General features: G+C 58.0%; 16 protein-coding genes. 8 read left to right on the top strand and 8 right to left on the bottom strand.

The annotated features are described in order from the left end of the window. The first annotated feature begins 67 nt into the window (after positions 1-67). Entirely contained in the window at positions 68-538 is a 471-nt protein-coding gene (locus tag AB4Z23_RS25275) for a zinc-binding dehydrogenase (protein WP_320187827.1), read from the top strand. A gap of 169 nt (positions 539-707) precedes the next feature. On the opposite strand, the gene AB4Z23_RS25270 is transcribed toward AB4Z23_RS25275, so the two are convergent. Continuing rightward, a complete protein-coding gene (locus tag AB4Z23_RS25270) occupies positions 708-1,439 on the bottom strand; it encodes an SDR family NAD(P)-dependent oxidoreductase (RefSeq protein WP_035201019.1) in 732 nt (243 codons plus the stop codon). A 72-nt stretch (positions 1,440-1,511) separates the two neighbouring features. Then, positions 1,512-2,057 (bottom strand): TetR/AcrR family transcriptional regulator, encoded by a 546-nt coding sequence (locus AB4Z23_RS25265; protein WP_236736277.1) that lies wholly within the window; start codon positions 2,055-2,057, stop codon positions 1,512-1,514. A gap of 282 nt (positions 2,058-2,339) precedes the next feature. On the opposite strand from AB4Z23_RS25265, the gene AB4Z23_RS25260 reads away from it, so the two are divergent. The 4 genes from AB4Z23_RS25260 to AB4Z23_RS25245 all read left to right on the top strand — a co-directional run bounded on the left by AB4Z23_RS25260 (position 2,340) and on the right by AB4Z23_RS25245 (position 4,606). Then, positions 2,340-2,852 (top strand): RrF2 family transcriptional regulator, encoded by a 513-nt coding sequence (locus AB4Z23_RS25260; protein WP_019565668.1) that lies wholly within the window; start codon positions 2,340-2,342, stop codon positions 2,850-2,852. Positions 2,853-2,863: 11 nt separating this feature from the next. After that, positions 2,864-3,616 (top strand): SDR family oxidoreductase, encoded by a 753-nt coding sequence (locus AB4Z23_RS25255; RefSeq protein ID WP_441360943.1) that lies wholly within the window; start codon positions 2,864-2,866, stop codon positions 3,614-3,616. A 13-nt stretch (positions 3,617-3,629) separates the two neighbouring features. After that, positions 3,630-4,067 carry a cupin domain-containing protein gene (locus AB4Z23_RS25250; RefSeq protein ID WP_035201026.1) on the top strand — a complete coding sequence of 146 codons (438 nt, stop codon included), beginning with the start codon at positions 3,630-3,632 and terminating at the stop codon, positions 4,065-4,067. Positions 4,068-4,159: 92 nt separating this feature from the next. Further along, the gene (locus AB4Z23_RS25245; RefSeq protein ID WP_060642260.1) at positions 4,160-4,606 is read left to right on the top strand and encodes a carboxymuconolactone decarboxylase family protein; all 447 of its coding nucleotides are present in this window, start codon (positions 4,160-4,162) and stop codon (positions 4,604-4,606) included. A gap of 265 nt (positions 4,607-4,871) precedes the next feature. Here the strand turns inward: AB4Z23_RS25245 and AB4Z23_RS25240 are convergent, their stop codons facing one another. Next, positions 4,872-5,849 (bottom strand): oxidoreductase, encoded by a 978-nt coding sequence (locus AB4Z23_RS25240; RefSeq protein ID WP_060642259.1) that lies wholly within the window; start codon positions 5,847-5,849, stop codon positions 4,872-4,874. A gap of 91 nt (positions 5,850-5,940) precedes the next feature. On the opposite strand from AB4Z23_RS25240, the gene AB4Z23_RS25235 reads away from it, so the two are divergent. Further along, positions 5,941-6,882, top strand: a complete 942-nt coding sequence (locus AB4Z23_RS25235) for an AraC family transcriptional regulator (RefSeq protein WP_060642258.1) — start codon at positions 5,941-5,943, stop codon at positions 6,880-6,882. A 286-nt stretch (positions 6,883-7,168) separates the two neighbouring features. Here AB4Z23_RS25235 and AB4Z23_RS25230 read toward each other — a convergent pair whose 3' ends face one another. The 4 genes from AB4Z23_RS25230 to AB4Z23_RS25215 all read right to left on the bottom strand — a co-directional run bounded on the left by AB4Z23_RS25230 (position 7,169) and on the right by AB4Z23_RS25215 (position 10,065). Then, on the bottom strand, positions 7,169-7,867 hold the full coding sequence (locus tag AB4Z23_RS25230) for a nucleotidyl transferase AbiEii/AbiGii toxin family protein (protein ID WP_441360942.1): 699 nt from the start codon (positions 7,865-7,867) through the stop codon (positions 7,169-7,171). 11 nt (positions 7,868-7,878) lie between these two features. After that, on the bottom strand, positions 7,879-8,142 hold the full coding sequence (locus tag AB4Z23_RS25225; RefSeq protein ID WP_013637284.1) for a hypothetical protein: 264 nt from the start codon (positions 8,140-8,142) through the stop codon (positions 7,879-7,881). 189 nt (positions 8,143-8,331) lie between these two features. Next, the gene (locus AB4Z23_RS25220) at positions 8,332-9,399 is read right to left on the bottom strand and encodes a D-alanine--D-alanine ligase family protein (protein ID WP_441360941.1); all 1,068 of its coding nucleotides are present in this window, start codon (positions 9,397-9,399) and stop codon (positions 8,332-8,334) included. 45 nt (positions 9,400-9,444) lie between these two features. Further along, positions 9,445-10,065 (bottom strand): C39 family peptidase, encoded by a 621-nt coding sequence (locus tag AB4Z23_RS25215; RefSeq protein WP_060642073.1) that lies wholly within the window; start codon positions 10,063-10,065, stop codon positions 9,445-9,447. A gap of 83 nt (positions 10,066-10,148) precedes the next feature. Between AB4Z23_RS25215 and AB4Z23_RS25210 the strand changes: the two genes are divergently transcribed. Further along, entirely contained in the window at positions 10,149-10,817 is a 669-nt protein-coding gene (locus AB4Z23_RS25210) for a GntR family transcriptional regulator (protein WP_065706112.1), read from the top strand. Between the two features lie 471 nt (positions 10,818-11,288). Next, the gene (locus AB4Z23_RS25205) at positions 11,289-12,185 is read left to right on the top strand and encodes a transglutaminase family protein (protein WP_065662703.1); all 897 of its coding nucleotides are present in this window, start codon (positions 11,289-11,291) and stop codon (positions 12,183-12,185) included. 638 nt (positions 12,186-12,823) lie between these two features. Here AB4Z23_RS25205 and AB4Z23_RS25200 read toward each other — a convergent pair. Further along, positions 12,824-13,843: a Gfo/Idh/MocA family oxidoreductase gene (locus AB4Z23_RS25200; protein ID WP_174004023.1), complete on the bottom strand. Its 1,020-nt coding sequence runs from the start codon at positions 13,841-13,843 to the stop codon at positions 12,824-12,826. Positions 13,844-13,855: the final 12 nt, after the last annotated feature.

The raw sequence follows: 13,855 nt of genomic DNA, 5'->3' as shown, positions 1-13,855 counted from the left end.
AGGCGGCATCGGATCGGCGGCAGTCCAGCCCGCCAAAGCGGCAGGAGCAACCTAGCTAGCCACCGCTTTGGCGGGCAACATCGGGAACGTGCTTTCGCAGGGCGCCGAAGCTGTGTTCGATTATCAGCGGTCGGACTTCGAGGCGGAGGTCGTCGATGCGACGGCATCCTGTGGGGTCGATCTGATCATCGACTTTGTCGGCGGGTCCTACCTCGTCCGCAACATTCGTAGTCTTGCTCTTGGTGGTCGGCTTGTCCAAGTGGGCCTGTTGGGGCGAGATAAGAACGCCATCATTCCGCTCGGAACTGTCCTTCACAATCACTTACAATTGCTGGGCACGGCCATGAAATCCAGATCTCGCTCAGAAATGAGAGCTATGATCCGCCGGTTCAGGGACGATGTGCTGCCAATGATGGGCAAAGAACTTCAGCCCGTTGTCGGGGCACTGTATCCGCTCTCAGCTACATCGGATGCCGATCGCCGGATGAAAGCCGGCGGAGTGTTCGGCAAGATCGTTCTTGACGATTTTCATGGGTGATGCCGGATACGCGGGGAGCTCTTGGACTGAGTGGAACTCGCGAATTGCACCGCGATAAGCCAAAAGATTGACCGCCGGTGAGTTTTGCCCAGCAGACTTCTGCACGAGGAAAGATGCCGGAGTGGTGGAGAGGGCCGCTTTGAACGGCCCTACCCCTGGAGCGCTGAATTTATAGCGCCCAGCCTCCGTCGATTGTCAAGCTCGATCCTGTCATGAAAGACGTGTCGGGACCCGTTAGATAGGCCACCATTCCCGCAATTTCCTTGGGGTCGGCAACGCGCTTCAAGGGGCTGCGGTCAGACAACATCTCAATGGCGCCGGCGTTCATGTCAGTGTCCGTTGGACCAGGCTGGATGTTGTTGACGGTGATGCGCCGCGGAGCAAGATCAAGGGCCAAGCCTTTCACCATCGCTGCGACCGCAGCCTTGGAGAATTGGTAGACGCTTGCTCCCGCCATTCCAGTCCGTTCCGCCGTGTTCGACCCGATCGTTATGACGCGGCCGCCATCCTTCATGTGCGGCACTGCGGACTGGATGGACAAGAAAACGCCGCGGATGTTGATGTCGATCATTAGATCGAGCTCTTCGAGAGTGACAGCATCCACCCTGTTGAGCCGCAAAATCCCTGCATTGACGACGACGGCGTCGATTGGCCCGAAGATGTCGACAGTCTTTGCCACCGCGCCACGAATGGCGGCAGCATCTGCGCTATTGGCCTGGATTGCCACCGCGCGGCGCCCACTCTTATCGATCTCGTTCACGAGCGCCTGTGCGCTGTCCGGTCGCGAAACATATGTGAAGGCGACATCGTAGCCGTCTTTTGAAAGTCTTTCGACCGCAGCGGCGCCGATACCACGGGCACCTCCAAATACGAGGGCGGTCTTTCGTTCTTCGATTGTCATGGGATTCTACTTTTATTGACAGATCAGTCCATAATTGAGCAAATGAAAAGCCTCCTTGTTGCGGAGGCCGCGTTATGGTTTTAGACGCTGTGTTGCAAATCGTGCCATCGCCTTCAGATCGAGAGCTTTTGCGCCGCCACGCGCAGCCACCTGCAGGCCGGTCATCGTCATCTGAATGAACGCGGTAGTTTCTTCAGCGTCGAGAACGGGATTGATTTCCCCCGAACGCTGGCCCTCCAACACTCTCTCCAATATGCGTCGACCTAACGCCGCACTGGCAGAGTTGCGGCGCGAATTAAGGTCCGGGTCTGTCACGCCAAACTCGCCGACTGATCCAACCCCCATGCATCCCAGCGCCCGCTCGCAATCGTCTTCCGACACAAGACCGGAAAGCAGGTCTTCGATGCCTTTTATAGGCGATGTCGGGCCGCTCAACCTCATGACATGCCCAGTGTTTGTCCGCTGCTGATAGGTATCCAGCGCTTCCAGATAAAGAGTACGTTTGTCGCCAAAGGCGCCGTAGAGGCTTTGTCTGCCGATGCCCATCGCCACACGCAGATCATCGGTAGAGGTCGCGGCAAATCCCTTTGCCCAGAACACCCTCAGGGCTTTCTCCAACGCTGCGTCGCGGTCAAATTCTCTCGGTCTTGCCATGCGGACGACGTACCAATTATTGATTGATCCGTCAATAATTAAATTCCCACCATGCGGCGGAGATATACCGGGGCAAGTGCAACATGTTCGGGCGTCGATGAGAGTGCGAGCTTCCTGACTATGGCAAGCCCCGGCCGCCGGAGCGCGGTTTTCTGTCATATTCCGAATTTTGAACGGTCTACGTGATCCCGGATTGACATCGAAGTCAATCGTGGATATTTTATATCCACGATTAGGGGATACACCATGAAACTGAGCGAAGGCGTCGAGCAGGCCATTCACTGCACGGCATTCCTGGCGGGGCTGTCCGAAGACGGCGTCCTGTCGGCGGCAGCACTGGCTGAACTCCACGGCGTATCGACGAGCTACCTCCTCAAGCATCTGCAGGCGCTTTCCGGCGCCGGGATCGTCGCAACGACGCCGGGTCCGAAGGGTGGATATCGGCTGGCCAAGGCGCCAAAGGACATCACGATGCTCGACATCGTCCTCGCGGTCGAAGGTCCAGCGCCCGCCTTCCGGTGCGCCGAGATCCGCCAGCGCGGGCCGAATCCACTTCCGGCGCGCTACTTCACTAAGCCCTGCCAAATCAACGCCGCGATGCTGAAAGCCGAGAAGGCCTATCGCGCAGAACTCGCCAAGGTGTCCGTCGCGGACCTTCTGGCGGACCTTGGTGCAGCCGACGACGGGGGCATCGCCGCCCGGGGATGCGCCTTCCTTGAACTCCACGAACGCAAGACGGGCAATCGCGCCTCGTCATAGGAGAAAGCACCATGACCAAGATGAAGAAGGTCGTCGTCATCGGCGGCACGGGCCTGATCGGCTCGAAGGCAGTGAAGCTGCTACAGGACGCCGGCCACGAAGCCGTCGTCGCAAGCTCCCGCAACGGGATTAATGCCTACACGGGCGAAGGACTGGCCGAGGCTCTTACGGGCGCCGACGCCGTCATCGACGTGTCGAACATGATGTCTTTCGATAAGGCCGTCATCACCGACTTCTTCGACAAGTCGAGCCGAAACCTGACACGTGCCGAACAAGCCGCGGGCGTGCGCCATCACGTCGTCCTCTCGATCGTCAACGCGGACCGCCTCGCCGCGAACCCATACATGGCCGGCAAACTCGCCCAAGAAGACGCCGTCGCAGCATCGGGCCAGGCCTACACCATTGTGCGCGCGACACAGTTCCACGAATTCACGGAGACACTGGTGGGCGCCTACTCGGCCGACGGCGCGGTGAAAGTGCCGGATATCGACTTCCAGCCGATCGCGGCTGACGACGTCGCCGCTGCTTTGGTGGAAGCCGCGCTCGGGGAGCCGAAGAACGCATCCGTCGATCTTGCCGGGCCCGAACGGGCACCGTTCGAATCCTTCATCCGGACCTATCTCGATGCCAAGAGCGACGCTCGTCCGGTCAACGCCGACGCCGCCGTCGACTACTTCGGCGCTTCCGTTGTCGCCGGCTCGCTGGTTCCCGGCGGAGACTACGTCAAGGGTGCGATCACGATCGCCGAGTGGCTCAGAACATAGGAGGGAAACAATCATGAAGACCATCCTCCATGCCGCTTCAGCCCTTGCGGTCTCTCTGGCCACAGCTTCCGCTCATGACGTCGCCAAGCCTGGACTTGCATATGATACGAAGGACGCGAAGGTGACGCTGGTTTACGAGCATCCCCTCCCGGACGTTCCCGGCAAGAGCGTGAAGGGCGTCCTCGTCGAGTACGGCCCCGGCGGCTACAGTTCCGCTCACACGCATGCAAAATCCGCCTTGATCTATGCGACGGTTCTCGAAGGCGCCATCCTAAGCGCCGTGAACGGTGGCGAGACGAAGACCTTCATCGCCGGGCAGAACTTCACCGAGCTGCCGGGCGACCGCCACGACGTCAGCGCCAACGCCAGCAAGACCGAGCCGGCGAAGCTGCTTGCCGTCTTCGTCGTCGATACCGATGACACCGCCCTGACGACACCGCGAAAGCCGTAGCGCTACCTACCAGACCTACCCCCTCACCTAGCACACGCAACGACGGTTTCTCCGGCGAACGGAGAACCGTGTCCACGAGAAAGGAAAACAATATGTCCCGCATGAACTGGTCCGAAGTCGCCCCCGAGGGTGCCAAGGCGCTCTTCGGCGTGCATCACTACGTCACCAAGAAAACGAACCTTCCTGAGGAGCTGATTCATCTCGTCTTCCTGCGCGTGTCGCAGATCAACGGCTGCGCCCATTGCATCGACATGCATAGTCGCGATCTGCGCAAGACGATGTCCGTCGATAAGATCACGCTTGTTCCTGTCTGGGATGAGGTGCCTCACCTGTTTAGCGACCAGGAACGAGCAGCACTGGCCTGGGCTGAAGAAGTCACGAATGTCAGCCAGACCCAAGCATCGGACGAGGCCTATGCCGCCGCAGCCGCAGCTTTCGAACCGAAGGACCTCGTCGATCTGACGATCACGATCGCTGCGATGAATGCGTTCAATCGTCTCGGGGCGCCATTCCGGCTTCCGGTTGCAGCCAAGGCGTGATCGCGCGAGCAGTGCAACCGCATAGGCACCTCCCTGCCGGGCCGTCGAGGTCCGACAGGGTGTTTCGACCTGCAGATGCGACCATCCCGGTCGCCATCTCCCAGACACGGAAGGCATTATCCTGATCGAACACTTCAGAGTGTTTATGAAGGTGAGCCGCTGTTTTACTCCTGCGTGAAACCGACTGACCACGATGTAGCAGGCCTTCGACTGACCGAAGGCCTCGCCTGACAACACCGCAAATCACTCGTGTGCCGATATGCGCTCAGCCTCGACGATCACCTACTGACAAGCCCGTTAAATGCTCAGAAAGCAGCCAGAGCCGTTCAGCAGCCTGTGGATCCATGGCCCAAGGCGCCACACCTTTGGTCCCATCCGTCTCCGCCTGCGGCAGGGCGACTTCGCAATCTTCGCAGTAGACGCCACCAATACCGTTGAGTTCGGGTCGCGTTGCTGCCCAGACGCTTGTTGCTGCCCCTTGTTCCGGCGTCTTGAGATCGCGCGATGGATCGACTCGACGGTTGCCATTCTCGTCGTAGACATCAAAAGACTTGATCTCGTCTTCGGTAAGATGGCGGGCGAGATCGGTCAGGATGATGCCCGGGTGCAAGGAAAATGACCGTACGCCACACCCTGCTCCAAGCCGATCAAGTTCAAGCGCAAACAGAGCATTTGCCGTCTTCGCCTGGCCATAGGCCTGCCACTTGTCATAAGGGCGAGCCTTGAAATCAATGTCGTCGAAATCGACTGGACCGATTTGATGGCCGCGCGATGACACAGAGACCACCCGCGCGTTGCCAGCCTTGACCAGCGCAGGCCACAGGCCTGCAACCAACCGGAAATGGCCGAGATGATTGGTGGCAAACTGGCTCTCGTGCCCAGCCTGATCCCGGGCAAGCGGCGTCGCCATGATGCCGGCGCTGTTGACCAGGATTGAGATGGGCATGCCCGCCGCAACGATCCTGTCAACAAAGGCGGCAACCGATGCGGGATCCGCAAGATCCATCGCTTCGATAACAACATTGTCGATACCGGCAAGTGTGCGTTCGGCCTTTTCGCGATTGCGAGCCGGTACGATGACACGAGCGCCGGCACCAGCGAGCGCCCGCGTCGTCTCGACGCCGAGACCGGAATAGCCGCCGGTGACAATCGCCGTCTTGCCGGAAAGGTCGATACCCTCGGTGACCTCGCGTGCCGTGCTGGATGCGCTGAAACGAGATCCAATAGGTTTCTGTTCGGACATGTTGTTACTCCTTCATTTGTGGCTCTGGTGTCCGTCCCCTATATCGGGTAGCTTCTCGGAGTCCCCAGCCTGCAGGATCCGGATTTCTGTCGTGATCGTCCAAAACATCCAGGATCCCCTGTCCGACGTGCTCAGCGCCATCGATGCGCGTGCGCTGTTCTCCGTGCGTTTTGCAGCCGGAGGCGCGTGGTCTGTTGCTTTTCCACCACCGGGCTACCTCAAGTTCAATGCAGTCCGTGAAGGCGTTGCCTGGCTGATCTCGGAGGGAGAGGCACCGTTGCGCATTGAAGCCGGCGATTGTCTTGTGGTCAGCGGCAAGGCGTTTACGCTTTGCAGCGATCCCAACGTGACGCCGATAGCGGCGGCAGAGGTATTCGCTGGGGGTAATCTCGATGTCTCAGTGGGCGATGGTCGGGATTTCGTGCTCCTCGGCGGCAGCGTCAACCTCGATACCGTCGATGGCTCACTCCTCACCGACGCCCTGCCGCCTGTTGTAGTGATTGACCACGAAGAGGCCGGACCGATTGGCTGGCTGCTCGAACAGTTGGACCTGGAGTGGAACAGCGCAGCACCGGGTGCTCGCGTCGCCTGCAACGACCTGCTGCGTCTGGTGTTTATCCATGTCCTGCGTGCCTATATGGCGCGCCAGACATCACAGCATCCCGGCTGGCTCGCCGGCCTTGCGGATGCTCGTCTGGCGCCCGCACTGCGGGCCATCCACGCCGATCCATCGCGCCGCTGGACGGTAGAAGCACTGGCGTCTCTTGCCGGCCAGTCCCGCTCCGGATTTGCCGAAAGATTTCGTGCCACCGTCGGAGCATCGCCGATCGACTATCTCGCGAACTGGAGGATGCGGCTTGCCGCCGCCCGGCTGCGGCGTGGCAACGAGCCACTGCCACGGATTGCACAGTCGCTCGGCTATGGATCCGACAGCGCTTTTGCCGCCAGCTTCCGCCGCGCCATCGGCCAATCGCCGGCGCGTTACCGTTCCCTGTATCGCAACAAGATGCAGAGTGAGGTTGTCAAGTCGTGACTGCTGGTTTGCCACTAGCCGGTCTGGTGCGCAGGCAGATGCAGCGTTGCAGCAAGTCCTCATTGTTTGCGACCGCTTTCAATTTGGACACACTCCGCATCATACGCCTTGAACGGATTCGAACCGTCGTCCACGCGTCGTGGATTGGCTAAGCATTTGCGACGCAATTCATTCACACTCGCTGGCGCCGCCCTAACTTGGTTTTGCTGGCTAATCGGAATGATGCGCACCGAAAGAATGATCGACCGAACGGCGGTATAGCTAAGGTCGCCAAGTTGCGGAGAAATCAGCGCGGAGACGTAGAGGAAGGCGCTGCGGATACCGCTGGCTTGTGATCGCACACCGCTTTCAAAAGCGAGATTGTCGTCGCTTGAGCAGTTTTCGAAATATCCGCATATCCTTCTCTATACTGAAGCTTCCCCATAACTGTGCTAGCGAGGCCTGCATCCATTCTCTCGGCGACGGCCAATGCAGCGGCGGCCCTGTTTTTGAATGGCAAGAGAGCTTCGAGAACGTATCCATCGCCGCATGCCTTGGCGATGCACGCGATATCGAACATGTCACGTGGCTGAAGAGAGGATCCTCGATAGTGAACCTTCTTCGCGATGATTTCGCCCGGGGTCTCAAGGTCAACTTGGATTCCACGTACTGCGACGCGGGATGTTGGATCGTTGGTCAGACTTGGAGCACAAATGAAGTCAATTTCACCGATGCCCGCGAACACGATTTTCAACGCATGCGTCCCGTCCGAAACATATTCATCTGGGTTCACCTGCAGGGTATAGCCCTGTGTTGTCGGGTTCAGATATGGGAGGACCTGCGGATCATCGACGAAAATGTCGATATCGAAGCTTTCACGATGGTTTATCTGGAGCATAAGGGCGGTGCCACCCCCGAAAGTCCAGCTATCGAGGAGTTTAAAAGAAGAGTTCGCCTGATTGATAATTGACGCAGCCTGGTCGAAAAGGCTTTCCCATTGGTTCATCAGGACAACCCTCAGGCGGCTAGGGCGAGGGGATATCCAGCTAGCTGCGAGAATTTCTGGGCAATCTCGGATGCTGTACCGTGGTCGATTTCCATCTCATCCAGAAACTGGTGCTGGAGCTCGGCTTTCACTTCGGAATAGAATGAGAATGCCGAAGCATCGAAATTCTCAACGCTCGCAAAATCCGAAATCTTCGAAGCGAGTTGCTCAGCCGAAAGGTTCGTCCCGTAAGGGGCGTTCACCGTCGACAGTACCTTAATCGCAACGCTAGACATCGTTATCACCACCAATTTTCAATAAGTTATGTAATACATACCCGCCAAAAACGCAAGAAACACAGCAGACGCAGGCATGCAACGGCAATTAATCCGGCTTATTCCAGTTCTTGTCACAAGAGCAGACGAAGCTGCGGCGTTTTTCTTCCCGTTGCATGTCTACTACACCGGGAAGAGGCATTTTGCGGCTCAGAGGCCGGCGCGCGCAAAACCGTGTTCAACGAGCCGGTCGATTACCTCAGGATAGCTGACGCCGCTTGCCGCCATCGCCTTCGCATACATGCTGATATCGGTGAACCCCGGAATGGTGTTCACCTCGTTGACCAAAAAAGCCATGTCCTCGGTCAGGAAGAAATCGACGCGCGCCATACCGTCGCAACCGAGCGCCCGGAAGGCGAGTGCTGCCGTCTCGCGGATCTTCGTCTCAACCTCTGGCGGAAGCTCTGCCGGAACCGTCAGCGCCGCGCCATCGTCGTCGATATATTTCGCATCGTAGCTATAGAAGCCATGGCTTTCGGCCGGGATGATCTCACCCGGGCGAGAGACGAACAGGCCACCCTTGGCGTCMTCGAGCACGCTGCACTCGATCTCGCGGCCGCGGATGAATTCCTCGGCAAGCAGCTTGCGGTCATGCTTGAAGCCCTCCGCGAGCGCCGGCGCAAATTCCTGGTTGCCAGAAACCTTGCGCACGCCGACCGAAGACCCCTGACGCGCCGGCTTAACGAACAGCGGCAAACCCAACGCGATCTCAAGCGTGTCGAAGGACGGCACCCGATCCGCATGCACGGTAACAGCACGCGCCACCGGCAACCCCGCCGCCCGCAGCAGCTGCTTGGCGATATCCTTGTCAAGCGCTGTCGCTGAACCCAGGATGCCGCAGCCAACCAGTGGCACGCGGGCCACCTCCGCCAGTCCCTGCACGGAACCATCCTCGCCGAAAATACCATGCAGAACCGGGAACAGAATATCGATCTTCCCGGCATCGCTCATCCTGCCGCCGTCGATGGCGATCATCCGCCCACGCCCGCCGGGCACCAATGCGATTTCGGTGCCGTTTGCCGGCCTGGCGAGCACGCCATTTTCGAAATGGCTGAGCAGCCACTCGCCTTCCCGCGTCACGAAGATCGGCACCGCCTCGTATTTCGAGGGCTCCAGTGCGCCCACGACATTCGTCGCCGACATGACGGAGACGTCGTGTTCGGCCGAGCGGCCGCCGAAGAGAACGGCGATGCGCAGCTTGCCGCGGGAAGATGTCATGAAAACCCCCAAAATAATCTCGTGTCTAAATAGTCTAAATAGATGTCAGAAGCCGATCGCGATGCCGCGATTGGCAAAGAAGCGGTCGAATATGGCAAGCGGTAGCAGCACATCCGCCTGGCTCGCAGCATCATGACCGGATGGATTGTGGAAACGGACCGTATCAGCCGAGGCTGCCGTCACCAGAATGAGATGCCCGCCTTTTGAGGGCGGCATGCGTTCCGGCCAGCGTATGCCGCTATTGACCGAGGCGATGAAGAACGGGCGTTCAGCGAGCAGACCGGGGATGCTCTCTGTTGCGACACCCGTCATCGTTTCTGCCGAGAGCCCGAAGCGCTCGCCCACATAGGTCACGAAGGGCGCATAGATCAGTCCCTTGATCGAAGCATCCAGCTCGTTGACGACATAGCCGCCATAGGCGGTGCAGGCACGGGCGAGAGCAAGCGTCGGAAGCAGGTCGCCGCGCGCTGCCAGGATCATCTTCAGGCAGGCCATGCCGCAGACATTGACCGCCCAGCGCGCGTATTCCTCGATCGTCTCGGCACCCGATTGCCGCCAGAGCGGATCGCGCAGCAGCGCCGCAGATCCTTCGGCAAGCACGGGCAATGTCATCTCCGGTGTTTCCCACTGACTGAAATAAGGAACGACGCCTGATGATAAGGGCATGGCAAAAATCTCCTGAGCGGTATACTCGTATACGAGGTTGCTTGGCATGATCAAGATGATTGCTGTCTCGGAGAAGGTTGGCCATGAACGATTTCGTCGCAATAAATGTTGAAACCATCCGGCCGGAGACCGTGGCGGATCGTATCGCAAGGGTTCTCAGGGAAGCGATTTCCGGTGGAGAGCTTCGCAGTGGCGTCGCGCTCCGACAAGACGAGCTGGCCGCACGATTTGGGTTCAGCCGCATGCCTGTGCGTGATGCCTTGAGGCTTCTGGAAAGCGAGGGCCTCGTAACCATTCACCCGACAAAGGGGGCCTTCGTGGCAAGAATAGATGCCAAGGAGATTGCGGAGATCTATTCCATTCGCTCGCTACTGGAGACGGAAGCCTTGCGCCTGTCATATGTAGGGCTGACGACAGCCGATTTGGACAGGGCGGCAACATTTCTCGCCCAGATCGACGCTGAGAAGGATGTGGGACGTTGGGGGACGCTGAATAAGCAGTTCCACATGACACTTTACGGCGCCTGCCAAAATGAGCGGCTCATCGGCCTTATCGCTACCCACCATGATGCAGCCGACCGCTACGTACGTGTATTGCTATCCAGCTTGGACTATGAGCAGCAATCGCAGGACGAGCACCGTGCTCTGCTAAAGGCTTGCAGAGATCGGAATATCGACGCTGCAAGTGCAATTTTGCAGCGTCATTTGCTTGAAGGAAGTCGCAAGCTCAGCACGGCCGCCCAGTCGAGCTAAGGCGGCTCGCCGGTTCAGCGTTCGAGACGGGCGAAAGTACGCTTGACTTAGGAGATTCGCTGCCGTTGAGACGGGTAACAGGTACATTTTTTGCTCTTGATGAGAGGTGAACCGCTGACCCCCACACCGCGGAAGTAGGAATCTGCCCTGACAGACCGTTGCGTTATCACGACCTCTTCGGAAGTTTCGACTTAAAACTATCTTTCGCTTCGGCTGAAAGTAGACAAAGAGTGATTTTAGCTTAACGTCGCGAACGCATCGGGCGGGCTCAAGGTGGATTAGGCGTGGGCTTCTTCGGGACATTTGATAGGCTGCATCACGGTTTTCAACCTCAGCCGGATTGTCACCAATAGGTTGGGGGCCATCGCCCGCGCGGATTATCTCATGCCAGCTGGAACGATGTAACAATGCATGTGCTTCTTTAGAGTGATACGGTGCCAGCCATCTTGGACCTCGTACCCCCGGTGATCGATGACAATATTTACCGTCCGACACGTCACGTCCTATCGTTATAAACGGCCGGTTGAGTTCGGAGAGCACAGACTTTTGTTCAGACCGAGAGACAGTTTCGATCAGACGCTGTTGAGCTCCCACCTCCTCATCGACCCGGAACCGGACTATCTTCGTTGGATCCACGATGTGTTCGGAAACTGCGTCGCAGTGATCGGCTTTGCTCAACCCTCACGTGAGCTCCGCTTCGAAACCGTCATTCGCCTTGACCATACACCCTATGTCGCAATTGATCTGCAAATCGATCAGGACGCTTTGACTTACCCGTTTTCATATGATCCCGACGAAGCGCTGGATCTTGAACGAACCATCCAGCGCCATTACGCTGATCCACATGATCAGGTCGGTAAATGGGCGCGCCAATTCGTGCGAATCGGGCAACCCACTGAAACCGGGCACCTGCTGATGACGTTGTGCTACGCCATCCATGAAAGTTTCATCTATGCCCGACGACAAGAGCATGGAACGCAAGCGCCGACCGAGACGCTGCAGCTTCGCAAGGGAACCTGCCGCGACTTCGCGCTACTTATGATGGAGGCCGCTCGATCACTTGGGTTCGCGGCCAGGTTCGTCACGGGCTATATCTACGTTCCAGACCGAGACGGATCAATCACCCTTGGCGGCGGTTCCACCCATGCGTGGTGCCAGATCTATTTGCCGGGCGCCGGTTGGGCTGAGTTCGACCCAACCAACGGTATCGTGGGCAACCGTGATCTTATCCGTGTTGGGGTGGCACGGGATCCGAAGCAGGCAGTTCCTTTGTGGGGAAGTTACGACGGAACAGCCGCTGACTACGAGGGCATGTCAGTCCAGGTCAACGTCACAACGGATGATCGCATCGAAACTGTGCTCAACTGATCGGAACGCATTGCCTATTCCGGCGTTTGCCGCCCAAGCTAGTCTCACGGCAATTCGCCGGCGCAACCGAATTTTATGATGAAGATACCTGGACTGGGTGAACCGACACTTCTTCGCGCCTGCGCCAAACATGCACGATGTTGATTAGTGATAATGTGTGCTCCTATCCGAGCGGCGAGACACGAGCTAACAAACTTGGCAATAGCAGCTTTCCCTCACGGTAGGTGTACGGCGAGCCTCAGGGACCGATTCCCCTATCTGTAGGTTGCGTTGAGTTTCACATGCTGCTGGAAAACGCGTCTGAATTCGCGGTAACTCTCAAACCCAAGAGAGATCGCCAACCGAACCACCGTCGACTGGGTGACGGAACAACAAACAGCAAGGGAATTTGCTGTCCCGAAGGCGACGACTTCCGGGCAAGCGACAGCAGTTCGCGCTACTCTCTCTTGATGGCTCGATAGCCTCAAGCTTTTGACCTCAAGCATGTTTCTCAAATCAAATACTGTTTTGGGCTTCTGAACTGTTGATTTCGTTGCCATGACGATTGTCTTTCGCCCCGCCGATGCGTTTCTGAGTGGCTGATTTTTCCAATACCTATGTGATGGCAGGAGCAATATCGGCCCCTGCCATCTATGCCTTCAAATCACAGGAACCGGCTGTTTTTTCGACACGGATTCAATCGCAGCAAGTGCAATCGCCAGAGCGTTGCGAGCATCAGCTCCTGTTGGTGCATTCTGAACAACGCCGTTACGAACCGCATCGACAAAGGAAGCAAGCTGCGCCGTATAGGCCTGAACGAAGTGGTCCGTATCGCGCCGCCATGTGTCGTTGGATACGCCAGTAGCGTCGAACAGCGTCATGCTAGAACGTCGTACGTCGCCCATCGCAACCATTCCGCCGGAGCCGAATACTTCGCCGCGAATATCGTAGCCGTACATTGCAGAGAAGTTTGCTTCCGCAACCGCAATCGAGCCGTTGTCAAAACGAATATTGACGACGGCGGTATCGAGGAAGCCTGTATTGCGTGCGTCCGAGCGAACCAGCGCATCTGCCATTGCAAACACTTCGACAGGCTTTGCGCCGGGGTTCAACCAAAGCAGGGTGTCGAAGTCGTGGATCAACGTTTCATAAAAGATGGTCCACAAAGGAATCCTGCCTGGGTCGCCGCCGAACGGACCAGGATCACGCGTTAGCGACCGGATGAGTTGAACTGCGCCGACCTTTCCGGCGTCGATCGCTTCGCGGCCTTCGGCAAATGCCTGGTCCCAGCGACGATTAAAACCGACCTGCAGCGGAACGCCTGCGGCCTTTGCGGCTGCAATGCCGCGGTCCGCATCTTCAAGCGTGAGCGCCATTGGCTTCTCGCAAAATATCGCCTTGCCGGCCTCCGCAGCCTGCACGAGGATATTGGTGTGAAAGCGTGCGGGTGTCGCAATGATGACCGCATCCAGACCGGGGTGAGAAAGCATTTCTGCAACGTGGGTGTAAGAAGCGTCGGCGCCCAGCCTCTCCGCAAGCTTTGCAGCGGCTCCGGGGGCGGGGTCGGCGACGGCTATCAGCTCCGCGTCCACAAGCCTTTTTGCGACACTCTCACCATGAAACGAACCGATGCGCCCTGCCCCGATAAGTCCGACGTTGACTGTTTTGACCTTGGTCATGATTTTTAGTCC

This window comes from Agrobacterium sp. MCAB5, from assembly GCF_052114365.1.
Lineage (GTDB): Bacteria > Pseudomonadota > Alphaproteobacteria > Rhizobiales > Rhizobiaceae > Agrobacterium > Agrobacterium tumefaciens.
The sequence above is the reverse complement of the archived record's forward strand: the minus strand, read 5'-3'. Positions and strand labels throughout refer to the sequence as shown.

What these genes read in the sequence shown, in the direction of transcription:
- AB4Z23_RS25250 (WP_035201026.1), top strand. Translation starts at nt 3,630, where the DNA reads ATGAAGACCATCCTCCATGCCGCTTCAGCCCTTGCGGTCTCTCTGGCC.
- AB4Z23_RS25270 (WP_035201019.1), bottom strand. Translation starts at nt 1,439, where the DNA reads ATGACAATCGAAGAACGAAAGACCGCCCTCGTATTTGGAGGTGCCCGT.
- AB4Z23_RS25225 (WP_013637284.1), bottom strand. Translation starts at nt 8,142, where the DNA reads ATGTCTAGCGTTGCGATTAAGGTACTGTCGACGGTGAACGCCCCTTAC.
- AB4Z23_RS25245 (WP_060642260.1), top strand. Translation starts at nt 4,160, where the DNA reads ATGTCCCGCATGAACTGGTCCGAAGTCGCCCCCGAGGGTGCCAAGGCG.
- AB4Z23_RS25255 (WP_441360943.1), top strand. Translation starts at nt 2,864, where the DNA reads ATGACCAAGATGAAGAAGGTCGTCGTCATCGGCGGCACGGGCCTGATC.
- AB4Z23_RS25260 (WP_019565668.1), top strand. Translation starts at nt 2,340, where the DNA reads ATGAAACTGAGCGAAGGCGTCGAGCAGGCCATTCACTGCACGGCATTC.
- AB4Z23_RS25230 (WP_441360942.1), bottom strand. Translation starts at nt 7,867, where the DNA reads ATGAACCAATGGGAAAGCCTTTTCGACCAGGCTGCGTCAATTATCAAT.
- AB4Z23_RS25205 (WP_065662703.1), top strand. Translation starts at nt 11,289, where the DNA reads ATGACAATATTTACCGTCCGACACGTCACGTCCTATCGTTATAAACGG.
- AB4Z23_RS25240 (WP_060642259.1), bottom strand. Translation starts at nt 5,849, where the DNA reads ATGTCCGAACAGAAACCTATTGGATCTCGTTTCAGCGCATCCAGCACG.
- AB4Z23_RS25200 (WP_174004023.1), bottom strand. Translation starts at nt 13,843, where the DNA reads ATGACCAAGGTCAAAACAGTCAACGTCGGACTTATCGGGGCAGGGCGC.
- AB4Z23_RS25210 (WP_065706112.1), top strand. Translation starts at nt 10,149, where the DNA reads ATGAACGATTTCGTCGCAATAAATGTTGAAACCATCCGGCCGGAGACC.
- AB4Z23_RS25215 (WP_060642073.1), bottom strand. Translation starts at nt 10,065, where the DNA reads ATGCCCTTATCATCAGGCGTCGTTCCTTATTTCAGTCAGTGGGAAACA.